Origin of the sequence: Streptomyces ossamyceticus, from assembly GCF_001418475.1 — a bacterium.
Classification (GTDB): domain Bacteria; phylum Actinomycetota; class Actinomycetes; order Streptomycetales; family Streptomycetaceae; genus Streptomyces; species Streptomyces ossamyceticus.
The window spans coordinates 1-10,763 of sequence record NZ_LIQX01000541.1; the positions used below are offsets into that span (position 1 = coordinate 1).

8 protein-coding genes are annotated in these 10,763 nt (G+C 70.8%); 3 read left to right on the plus strand and 5 right to left on the minus strand.

Going from position 1 to position 10,763, the window contains the following annotated elements; genetic code table 11:
- Positions 1-914 (plus strand): ArsR/SmtB family transcription factor (locus AOK15_RS32520; protein ID WP_055521910.1); only part of this gene is annotated, 914 nt, incomplete at its 5' end.
- Between the two features lies 1 nt (position 915).
- Here AOK15_RS32520 and AOK15_RS32525 read toward each other — a convergent pair.
- Complete coding sequence (locus AOK15_RS32525; protein WP_055521911.1) at positions 916-2,982, minus strand: alpha-L-fucosidase; 2,067 nt, start codon at positions 2,980-2,982, stop codon at positions 916-918.
- 312 nt (positions 2,983-3,294) lie between these two features.
- Between AOK15_RS32525 and AOK15_RS32530 the strand changes: the two genes are divergently transcribed.
- The gene (locus tag AOK15_RS32530; protein WP_055521912.1) at positions 3,295-3,987 is read left to right on the plus strand and encodes a GAF and ANTAR domain-containing protein; all 693 of its coding nucleotides are present in this window, start codon (positions 3,295-3,297) and stop codon (positions 3,985-3,987) included.
- 37 nt (positions 3,988-4,024) lie between these two features.
- Here the strand turns inward: AOK15_RS32530 and AOK15_RS32535 are convergent, their stop codons facing one another.
- The 3 genes from AOK15_RS32535 to AOK15_RS32545 form a co-directional block, all read right to left on the minus strand.
- Positions 4,025-4,741, minus strand: a complete 717-nt coding sequence (locus AOK15_RS32535; RefSeq protein WP_055521913.1) for a bleomycin resistance protein — start codon at positions 4,739-4,741, stop codon at positions 4,025-4,027.
- Positions 4,742-4,866: 125 nt separating this feature from the next.
- The gene (gap, locus tag AOK15_RS32540) at positions 4,867-5,865 is read right to left on the minus strand and encodes a type I glyceraldehyde-3-phosphate dehydrogenase (protein ID WP_055521914.1); all 999 of its coding nucleotides are present in this window, start codon (positions 5,863-5,865) and stop codon (positions 4,867-4,869) included.
- 226 nt (positions 5,866-6,091) lie between these two features.
- Positions 6,092-7,048: a GlxA family transcriptional regulator gene (locus AOK15_RS32545; RefSeq protein ID WP_055521915.1), complete on the minus strand. Its 957-nt coding sequence runs from the start codon at positions 7,046-7,048 to the stop codon at positions 6,092-6,094.
- Positions 7,049-7,415: 367 nt separating this feature from the next.
- Here AOK15_RS32545 and AOK15_RS32550 point away from each other — a divergent pair, with 367 nt between their 5' ends.
- Positions 7,416-9,689, plus strand: a complete 2,274-nt coding sequence (locus AOK15_RS32550; protein WP_055521916.1) for an ATP-binding protein — start codon at positions 7,416-7,418, stop codon at positions 9,687-9,689.
- A gap of 80 nt (positions 9,690-9,769) precedes the next feature.
- Here the strand turns inward: AOK15_RS32550 and AOK15_RS32555 are convergent, their stop codons facing one another.
- Positions 9,770-10,435, minus strand: a complete 666-nt coding sequence (locus AOK15_RS32555; protein ID WP_055521917.1) for a hypothetical protein — start codon at positions 10,433-10,435, stop codon at positions 9,770-9,772.
- Positions 10,436-10,763: the final 328 nt, after the last annotated feature.

Sequence of the window (10,763 nt, forward strand, 5' to 3'; positions counted from 1 at the left end):
CCGCGCCGCGGCGCGGACTGCCGGTCTTCGCTCCCTGGCGGCGCGACGCCCGTGCCCGCCTGGCGGACCGTCATCTGGTGGGGCAGGTGCGGATGCTGTCCGCCCTGGCGCCCGCTTCGGCGGGCTACTGGCCCGACTTCCTGACCCCCGGCGCGTCGGCCGACGGCCTGGACGCCGCGCTGGAGGCACTGCGGGCGACGCCCAAGCCGCAGTTGCGGCAGGAGATGGACCGGCTGGCGCGAACCCACCCGCTGCCGCGCTGGGCACACCGTCTCGCCGGGGGCGAGGCGCACCGGATGGAGGAGGTCGCGACGGCGTTCCGTCTGGTGCACCGCACGATCATCACGCCGGACTGGACCGGGGCGGCCGGGACCACGGAGGCCGACCGGGCGCTGCGGACACGCGTCCTGCGCGATCGCGGTGTGGAGGGGCTGCTGGACTCCTTCCGCCCGCTGATGGACTGGCGGCCGCCCGTGCTGCACGTGCGCTACCCGGAGGACCGGGACGTCCACCTCGGTGGGCGCGGTCTGCGGCTCATCCCCTCCCACTTCTGCTGGAGGACGCCCATCGCCCTGGCCGACCCGTCCCTGCCGCAGGTCCTGGCCTACCCCGTCACCCACCCTCCGGCGTGGGCGCCGCCCGCCACCCGCGAGCGGCGCCCCGAAGCCCTGGCCACGCTGCTCGGCCGGACCCGCGCCCGTGTGCTGGCCGCCCTGGACACCACCGCGACCACCGGGGAGGTCGCCCTGCGCCTCGGTATCTCCGCGCCCTCGGCGAGCGAGCACATCACGGCCCTGCGCGAGGTCAGCCTCGTGCACAGCCGGCGCACCGGCTCCCAGGTCGTCCACACGCTCACCCCGCTGGGCACGGCGCTGCTGCGCGGCGAACTCCCGCCGCACGCGACGGCGTCCTGAGTCAGGTGGTGACCGGCCGGATCGTCCAGAGCAGGTTGTTGTTCTGCTGCCAGGTCCACTGCTTGGTCACGGACCCTGAGGCGACCTTGCCGCCGCTGTCGAGGACCAGTCCCGTGCTGCGGTTGGCGATCGAGTACTGGCCCTGGCCGCGAGGGGTGATGAGCCACTGCTGCGTGTCGCTGCCGTCCCAGGTCTTCTGTCGGGCCGGATCACCGTTGGCGGTGGAGCCCCAGCCGTCGGCGACCATGCCGTTGGTGCGGTTGACGAGCTTGTAGTAACCGTCGCCGAGTTCGACTGCCTGCCACTGAAGATTGGAGTTGTTTCCCGGCGACCACTGCTTCAGGTTCGAGCCGCTGGCGACATCGCCGCCGCTGTCCAGCACCAAGCGGCTGGTGACATTCGTCAGGCGGAAGTACTTGTCGGGCCTGAATGTCACCTTCAGTGATCTGATCGCGTCGTTGTTGCCGGTCGCCACGAGGTCGGGGGTGTTGGAGGTGAACGTCCAGGCGGTGCCTGTGAAGTTGTCGCCGGAGTAGCCCGTCGCCTGGTAGCCGTCGGGTACCAGGACGGAGGAGGCCATGGCGGGCCCCAGGCCTGCGGCGGACAGTTGGGAGGACGTGTAGCTGCCCAGCGGCAGAATGGCGCTGTTTCCTTGGTAGTTGACGTTCTGGAACACCGTCGCTGACGTGGAAACCCCGAGGGGCATGCCCTGGACCTCGACGCACACCACGGAGACGTCGGCGTTCGGCGCGGTGGCCGGCACGGTGACGTCGATGGTGCCGCCGCTGATGGAGTACGAGAGCGAGACCGAGGGGTTGTTCAGCAGATAGACGCGGCTGATCGTGTTGTCGAGCGCCGGGATCCGCAGCTGGCCGTTCGAGGGCCAGGTGAAGACGTGGGCGAAGAGCTTGCCGCTCTTCTTGGTGACCTTCCCCCACGCCGGTTCGAAGGCGAACGGGCTGCCGCTGGTCCCGTGAATGCTGTCGCTGTACGTCGACATCCACGAGGCCAGGCCGTTCAGGACGGATTCCGTTCCAGGGGTGACCAGGCCCTCGCCCGTGGGGCCGATGTTCAGCAGGTAGTTGCCGTCCCGGGAGACCACCGTGACGAGTTCCCGGACGAGGTCCCTCAGGGGTCTGTAGCGGGTCTCATAGCCCGCGTTGTAACCCCAGGAGCCGTTCATGGTGGCGCACTTCTCCCACTGCCGCTCCATCGGCTGGGCGGGTACCCCGAACTCCGCGACCGCGTAGTCGCCGAGACCGAGGTCCCGCTTGACCCGTTCGTTGACGATGAGGCCGGGCTTGCGGGCGATCAGCCAGTTGTAGAGGTCGACGCCGTCCGACTTCAGCCACCAGTCCGTAAGCGTGGGGCTGGACGGCTCGCCGGACCAGTCGCCGTCGAACCACAGCAGCGCCGGGTCGTAACGGTCCAGCAGTTCCTGGAGCTGCGCCTTCATGTCGGCGATGTAGGCGGTGCGGGCGGCCTGCGAGGACATCGTGGTGAAACCGCCCTGGAAGCGGTCGAACTGTGAGGGGTGGTTCCAGTCGAGGATCGAGTAGTACAGACAGAACTTGATCCCACGGCTCTCGCACTCCCTCTTGAGGTCCCCGAGCACGTCGGTCCGGAAGCCGCTGTAGTCGTGCAGGTTGTACAGCTTGGCGCCCGTGGTGTCGGTGAAGCTCGCCACGTCGGAGTCCCACATCGCGTAGCCCTCGTGGTGCTTGGCGGTGATCACGAGGTACTTCATGCCTGCGTTCTTGGCCAGTTCGGCGATGGCGGCGGCATTGAACTTGCTCGGGTCGAACTGCTGGCTGACCTGGGTCTGGTAGTTCGCCTTGCTCCACCGCTGCTGGTCCATCGCCCACTCGCCCTTGCCGAGATACGAGTAGGACCCGAAGTGGATGAACATCCCGAACCTGGCCTGGTACCACCAGTCCATCTTCGAGGGGACGGTGTACGCCTCGGCGGTGGCGGGCCACAGGGCCTGCGGCAGCCCGAAGGCCGCCACTCCCCCGGCGAGCGCGGCGGCCTTCATCAGAGAGCGTCTGCTGAGGGGGGTTGAGGACATGGCGCGGCTCCATGGTCAGGGGGCATGGGTCAGGGAGAAGACATCGGATGGATTTATAGGAGACCGGGCAGGGTTACGTCTATAGCTCGGACGACAATTGAACCAAGCAGCCTGGAAACACGTGGTAGTCCATGGATGGACATGAGCCGAGCGGCCTCCCCCTCACCACGGGATGGAACATACATAGGACCTATCGCCGAGAGGTGGAGCGACTGCCGATAGGAACCGGCGGGGCGCGAGCCGAGCGGTACGGCGGCGTTCGGTGCGGCCGGGGGTACTGTGACGGCACCGACGGCGAGGCGGGTGGTGGGTATGGAGTGGCGGGAGTACGCGGAGCAGATGGCTCTGCTCGCGCGGAATCTGCTGGCCCAGGAGTCGGTCCAGGCGACGCTGGACGAGATCGCGGCGTCGGCGGTGAAGCTGATAGACGGCTGTGACGCGGCCGGGATCCTCGCCGTACGCAAGGGCCGGGCCGTGACCCTGGCCGCCTGCGGGGACATGGTGCAGGAGTGCGACCGGCTCCAGGGCGAGCTGGGCGAGGGGCCGTGTTTCGACCTCGCCCGCCGGCAGGACGGCGAGCGTCTGTACCGGATAGCGGATTTGACCCGGCCCGAGCCCGCCTGGGAGCGATTCGCGACCCACGCCCGCGAGCTGGGCGTCGGCAGCATGACCGGTGTGCTGCTCTACACCAGCGACGAGGATTTCGGCGCCCTCAACCTGTACTCCCGCCGGCCCGGCGCGTTCGGGCAGGAGATCGAGACCGCCGGGTGGCTGCTGGCCTCCCACGCCGCGGTCGCTCTGGCCGACGCCCGCACCATCGACCAGCTCGAACACGCCCTGGAGACGCGGCACGCCATCGGCGAGGCCATGGGGATGCTCATGGAGCGTCACCGGCTGAGCCAGGACGAGGCGTTCAACGTGCTTCGCCGTATCTCCCAGCACCACAACATCAAGCTGCGGGACGTCGCCCAGCGGCTGCGCGACGAGCACACCGACCAGAAGTGACCGGCCCGGCCGGGCTCCGGCGGGCCGGTCACCGTGCTCACCGCATGCCCTGGTCGTCCAGCAACTCCTCCAGACGCGCGAGGTCGTCGCGGGCCGAGTCCCGGTCCCCGGCGGTGAGGTGGACCGCCATGGCCTCCGAGAGCGCGGAGATCGCCCTCTGATCGTCACCGAGGCGTCCGGCGGCATCGGCGCGCAGCACCAGCAGACGGAGCAGTTGGACAGGGGTGGGCCGTTCGTCCGTACGGCCGAGGGCCCGGTCGAGGACCTTGGCGGCCGCCGCCGGGTCCTCCCGTGAGTCCGCGAACAGCGACGCGTAGTGCAGGGCCCGGGCGAAGGTCTCCTTGGGGGCGGGCCGATGACGCTGGTCCTCGCTGATCGGCTGGCCGACGCGGACGCAGTTGCCGCCGGGATCGGTCATGAGGAACTGGCGCATGCCGTGCGAGGCGTCCTTCAGCGCCCCGATGCGCGGCAGTCCGCGGCTCGGGACCCTTCCGTACGTGGCCTTGAGTCCGGCCCGAAAGGCGCGGTGCAGCCCGTCGACGTCATCGGTGCGGACGTAGCAGGTGCTGAACGACCGGGTCGGGTCGTAGTGCTTCATCCCGAAGAAGTGCAACTGGATGCCGCCGCGTTCGACCACGGCGTAGGGGTTGGGGCTCGCCTGCCGGAACGTCACGTCGAATCCCAGGGCGGTGTAGAAGTCGAGGACGGGCTGAAGGGTTCGGCACGGGAGTATCGGAATCGTCGTCTCAGTCACACCCTCACTCTANNTAGAGTGAGGGTGTGACTGAGGGAACAAGCCGACCGCTGACGCCGCCGGGGGCATCACCCCGGCGGCGTCAGCGGTCGGTCAGCGGTCGGTCAGCAGGCTTCAGAAGCCCTTCAGCGGGCGGCGAGGAGGTCGAGCGTGTCGATCACCCGGTTCGAGAAGCCCCACTCGTTGTCGTACCAGGCGACGACCTTGATGTGGCGGCCGTCGACGCGGGTGAGGGCCGAGTCGAAGATCGACGACGCGGGGTTGCCCGTGATGTCGGACGACACGAGCGGGTCCTCGGAGTACTCGAGGACGCCGGCGAGCGGCCCCTCCGCCGCGGCGCGGTACGCCGCGAGCACGTCGTCACGCGTCACGTCACGGGCGACGGTCGAGTTGAGTTCGACGATCGAGCCGACCGGCACCGGTACTCGGATCGAGTCGCCCGACAGCTTGCCGTCGAGGTTCGGCAGCACCAGGCCGATCGCCTTCGCGGCGCCGGTCGTGGTCGGCACGATGTTGACGCCGGCGGCGCGGGCGCGACGGGCGTCGCGGTGCGGACCGTCCTGGAGGTTCTGCTCCTGCGTGTAGGCGTGCACCGTCGTCATGAACCCGTGCTCGATACCGGCGAGTTGGTCGAGGACCGCGGCCAGCGGGGCGAGCGCGTTGGTGGTGCAGGACGCGTTCGACACGATCGTGTGCACGTCCGGGTCGTAGGCGTCGGTGTTGACCCCGAACGCGAGGGTGACGTCCGCGCCGTCCGACGGGGCGCTGACGAGCACCTTCTTCGCGCCCGCGTCGAGGTGGGCGCGGGCGGCCTTCGCCGAGGTGAAGCGGCCGGTGGCCTCCAGGACGATGTCGACGCCGAGTTCGGCCCACGGGAGCTGCGCCGGCTCGCGCTCGGCGAGCACCGTGATCCGGCGGCCGTCGACGACGAGGACGTTGCCGTCGACGGTCACCGGCCGCCCGAGCCGGCCGGCCGTGCTGTCGTACGCGAGCAGCCGCGCGAGAGTGGCGGGCTCGGTCAGGTCGTTGACGGCGACGACCTCCAGGGCGCTGTCGCGCTCCAGCAGTGCGCGCAGCACATTGCGTCCGATGCGGCCGAAACCGTTGATGGCGATGCGAGTCATGAGTGGGGTCCCTTCCCTTCGCCACCAGGCTCGCCCGTCGGCAGGCACGCTGACAGTGGCGGTATCGCCATGGTTCAAAAGGATCCCGCCAGGCGGGTTCCGGTCGGGGAGCGTCCCGCCGGGCAGGCCACTCGTCCCAGGTGGGAGGCAGGCTCTGGGCGAGGGGCGGCGTGCGCCGGGCAGGTCACTCGCCCCCGGCAGCAATCTGCACGGCGCCCCGGGCGGGTCACTCGCCCCGTGTGAACGTGCGCCGATACTCGCTCGGGGTGGTGCCGAGGATGCGCTGGAAGTGCAGACGCAGGTTGGCGCCGGTGCCGAGACCGACGTCGGCGGCGATCTGTTCGACGCTACGCTCCGAGCGTTCGAGCAGTTCGCGGGCCAGGTCGATCCGGGCGCGCATCACCCACTGCATCGGCGTGTAGCCGGTCTCCTCGACGAAGCGCCGGGAGAACGTGCGCGGCGAGACCCCCGCCTGGCGGGCCAGCAGGTCGAGGGTGAGGGGATCGCCGAGCCGGTGCAGCGCCCATTCGCGGGTGGCGGCGAAGCGTTCGCCGAGCGGCTCGGGCACGCTGCGCGGCACGTACTGGGCCTGGCCGCCACTGCGGTAGGGGGCGGCGACCAGCCGCCGGGCCGCGTGGTTGGACGCGGCCACTCCGAGGTCGCCGCGCAGGATGTGCAGGCACAGGTCGATACCGGAGGCGGCGCCCGCCGAGGTGAGCACGCTGCCCTCGTCGACGAACAGCACGTTCTCGTCGACCTGGACGAGTGGGTGCCGGGCCATGAGCGCCCGCGTGTAGTGCCAGTGCGTCGTGGCGCGCTTGCCGTCGAGCAGGCCCGTGGCGGCGAGCGCGAAGGCGCCGGTCGAGATGGCGGCGAGCCGCGCGCCCCTCGCGTGGGCGGCGATCAGCGCGTCCACGACGGCCCGCGGCGGGTCCTCGCGGTCCGGGAACCGGTAGCCGGGGACGAAGACGATGTCGGCCCACGCCAGGGCGTCGAGGCCGTGGTCGACGTGGTACGCGAGGCCGTCGCCCCCGGCCACGAGACCGGGTGTCGCCCCGCACACCCGCACCTCGTACGGCATGCTCGCGCGCGTCGTGAAGACCTGGGCGGGGATTCCGACGTCGAGCGGCTTCGCGCCCTCGAGCACGAGGACCGCGACGCGATGCAGGCGGGAGGCTGGCACGGGAAGAGGTTACGTGGGGCGTGCGGCCGGTGGATCCCGCTGTGATCGTTCGCGGGCGAGCGGTCTGGCGGGTAGGCGGGCGAGCGGTCGGGTAGCGGGGCGAGCGGTCGGGTGGTCGAGTGAGTGGGTGGGTGGTGTCGGCGTACGTGTGGGCGATCGGCGGCACCCCTTCGCCTGACGTAACTCCATCGGCGCGACGCGTAAGGGTCTGTGCGCCTGGGCAGCTCCGAGGGATCCCTCCCGGGCAGCCGACGGGCCGGCACATGGCTCGGGGGTCGATCCGAGGGGGCTGTGCAATGGCGTCAGTGGTGGTTGTGCACGGGATGCGGCGAGTGGGTCAACAGTTCTCGGGGCCGGGGCTCACCTCATGAGCGGTCTGTTCTTCGCCGCGGGATCGGCCGACTACGAACACGGCGAGCTGTGCGAACTCGACGGGGTCGCAGGCGATCTGGAGCGGGTGCAGGAACTGTTCACGCGGACCCTGGGGTACGGCGGCGCCCCCGCCCTGCTGAACGAGAGCGCCGGCACGCTGCGCAGCACGCTGGGAGGAGATCCTGACACCTGCTTCTACGCGGACGACACCGTGGTCGTCTACTACACAGGGCACGGTGACGACATGAACGGCCGGCACTACCTCCTGTGCGTCGACTCGGACCCTGATCGGCCCGCGGCCACCGCGCTGAGCACGGAGGATCTGGTGCGGCTGATGCACGAGCGGGGAGCGCGCCGACTCCTGCTGATCATCGACACCTGCTACGCGGCGATCGGCGGGGCCGAGAGCGTCAGCGAAGCGGCCCGCAGCGTGGCCCTGGAGCTCGGTCAGCGGCCGCAGCTGTACGTGGGCCGGGGACTGACGGCGTTCTCGGTGATCTCGGCGGCCCGGGACTACGAACGCGCGGTGGACTGCCGGTTCTCGCAGGCACTGGTGCAGGCGGTGTCCAGCGAGGCATGTGGGGGCACGCGGGCCGAACGGCTGCTGTTGGAAGACGTCGTCGACCACATCAACCGGGCACTGGGGGAATCCGGTACGAGCCAGCACGCCACACATGCGACGTTGCTGAGCGATCCCGAGGGCCACCCGTTCTTCCCCAACCCCCGCCACACCGACGACCCTCCGCCCGAGGACATCTCCCTGGCCGAGCAACGCGCCTGGGTGATGTCCCGACGCGACGCCGAGCGGCCGGAGACGAAGGCATCCGCGCCGGAGGCGCCCGTCGGACGTGCCCGCGACTTGGCCCGCTTGGAGACATGGAGCGACGCCGAGGCCGCGCCCCGCCGCTGGCTGCCGATCACCGGGTCACCCGGCAGTGGCAAGTCGACCCTCCTGCGGGCACTGGCGCAGCGGCTCGCGTGGCGGGCCGGTACCCAGCCGGTGCCCCCGGCGGCTCATCTGCTCGTCGACCTCCGCCACCGCCATGTGGAGGATCTGGTCAGTGCGATCGCCGTGTCCGAGGGCGCCCCGCCCGACACGCCACCGGAGCAGCTCGAAGCCGGGCTCCGCACACGGGTCACGCCGTTCGTGCTGCTCGTCGACGGAGTCGAGGAAGCCGGGGCACCGGGCGACACCGCCGAACCGGCGAGGGTCGCGCGCTTTCTGAGCGGGCTGGCGGCCCGGGTCGGCCAGACGCGTGTGATCGCCACCTGGCACCCTGCCCGTGACGGCGCCCCGCGCTCCCCCGACGGCGTCGATCTCGACCGGACGGCGGAGGACGACAAGAGCGCGCTGGCGGATCTGGCGACGCGTCTGCTGCTCGCTCCGGACGGCCCGGGCAGCGACAGCGGCTGGACCCCGGAGCAGGCGCGCGAAGCCGCTCCCGGCGTCGTCAGCCGGGCCGGCGGCAACCGGCTCGTGCTGCGCCTGGAAGTGCTACGACTGACCACACCGGGGGCACGGCCGCTGCCAGAGGGCTCCGACGGGTCCCTCTCGGTGCCCGAGGCCTTCCGCAGGGCGCTGCGTGCGCGCTGCCCCGATCTCGGGGTGCACGCGCTGCTGACCGGACTCGCGTTCGCCCATGGCACGGGGCTGCCGTGGGCGGGAGGCCTGTGGCAGGACACGGTCTCGCGCATGTACGGCCTGGCCCTCACGGACGACGATGTGCGGAAGGTCCTCGAGTGCGCCGCTCCGTTCGTGACCGAGGGGGTCGACAGCGCCGGTCGTTCGGTCTACCGACTGCACCACGAGGCCTACGCGGAGGCTCTTCGCACCGACGCGCTGAAGGCTCAGCCCGACAGCGCCGAGCGCATGCTCGAGGCCCTTGAGGAGGAAGCCCGCAAACGCGAGGAGCGCGCCCGACGGGAACCCGGACGCTTCACGGACCCCTACCTGGTGGAGCATCTCCCCCGGCACCGGACGGCCGGGCGTCGGCCCCCCGCCCCGGACCTCTCCGCCCCGGACCTCTCCGCCCCGGAGCCGGCGCAGCACGCGCCCGGTGAACTGGCACAGCTGCTGCACCACCTGCTCATGCGTCAGATCCACGGCCTGGGCGAGATGATGCCCACCCTGCGTGAGCTGCTTCGCACCTCGATACTCATCACCACCTCCAAGACCCCCAGCATCGAATCCGTCCAGGACACCCAGGGGCACAAACGGGTCACCGTACGCGCGGCCCCCGGAGAGAGCCTCCACGTCACGGAGTTCTGACGTGCTCCCGCTGCGGGGGCGGGAATTCGCGGCGCCGAAAGCCGGTGTTCGAACTTGCCGGGGGCCGGGGGTCGGGTGGGTCAGCCGGCTTCCATCGGGTACGTCGAGATGGTCTGTCCCTTGGTGTTCGCCTTGAGGTAGCCGCCGCCGTAGTCGTTGGCGAGGTAGACGCTCATGGTCGGCTCGTCGTCGAAGACTCCGGGCGGGTTGATGACGAGGTAGCGGGACGTGGGGTTGTCGACGCCGAGGGTCTTGTCGGCCTTGCGGAACAGCCCGGGTACGGCGTCCCACGCGAAGTCGTCCAGGTCGGCGGGGCCGTCACCACTGGTGATCGTGCCGCCGGGGCCGTCCTTGACGGCGACGTCGCCACCCCGGTAGCTGAAGCTGTCGTACAGCTTCTCCTTGCCCTTCACGGGCGCCTCGGCCATCGCGTACTCGGGGTAGACGACGTAGCGGGTGACCTTCGAACCGCCCATGACCGCCTTGAACTTGGCGGCGGTGGTCCGCAGGCCCTCCTCGGTGAGGAGGTCGCCGGTCTTCTTCGAGGTGCCGTCGTCTCCGACGTCGGACTTCTCGTCGTCCTTGGTGGCGTCCGTCGACGCCGTGGCATCGGACGCCTTGTCCCCCGCGGGGGAGGTCGCCGACGCCCTGGGCTCCTTGACGTCGTTCCCGGAGTCGGGCAGCAGCGTCCACACCAGGACGCCCGTGAGCGCGGTCGCGGCGACGGACGTCACGACGGCCAGCACGGGGCGTCGCCTTGGAGGGCTGCCGCCCCCCGTCACCTTGGTAGCGGGCTGGGGCACGACGCCGAGGTCGGGAACGGCGGGCCCGCCCTGGCCCGTCGGGCTCCACGGCGAGGCGCCCCCGGAGGTCGGCGACCCCGCTCCCTGCGCGCCGGAGGTGGGGAATCCCACCGGTCCGGAGTGACCCGGTCCAAGGGGCCCCGTCCCGGAGGCGCCTGCTCCGGAGGGTCCCGTTCCGGAAGGTCCTGTTCCGGACGGCGGGGTGAGCCGGTACGACGTCTCCGCGGGCGGCGGCGGACCGAACGACGGGGGCGGGCCGAAGCCGGGGGCC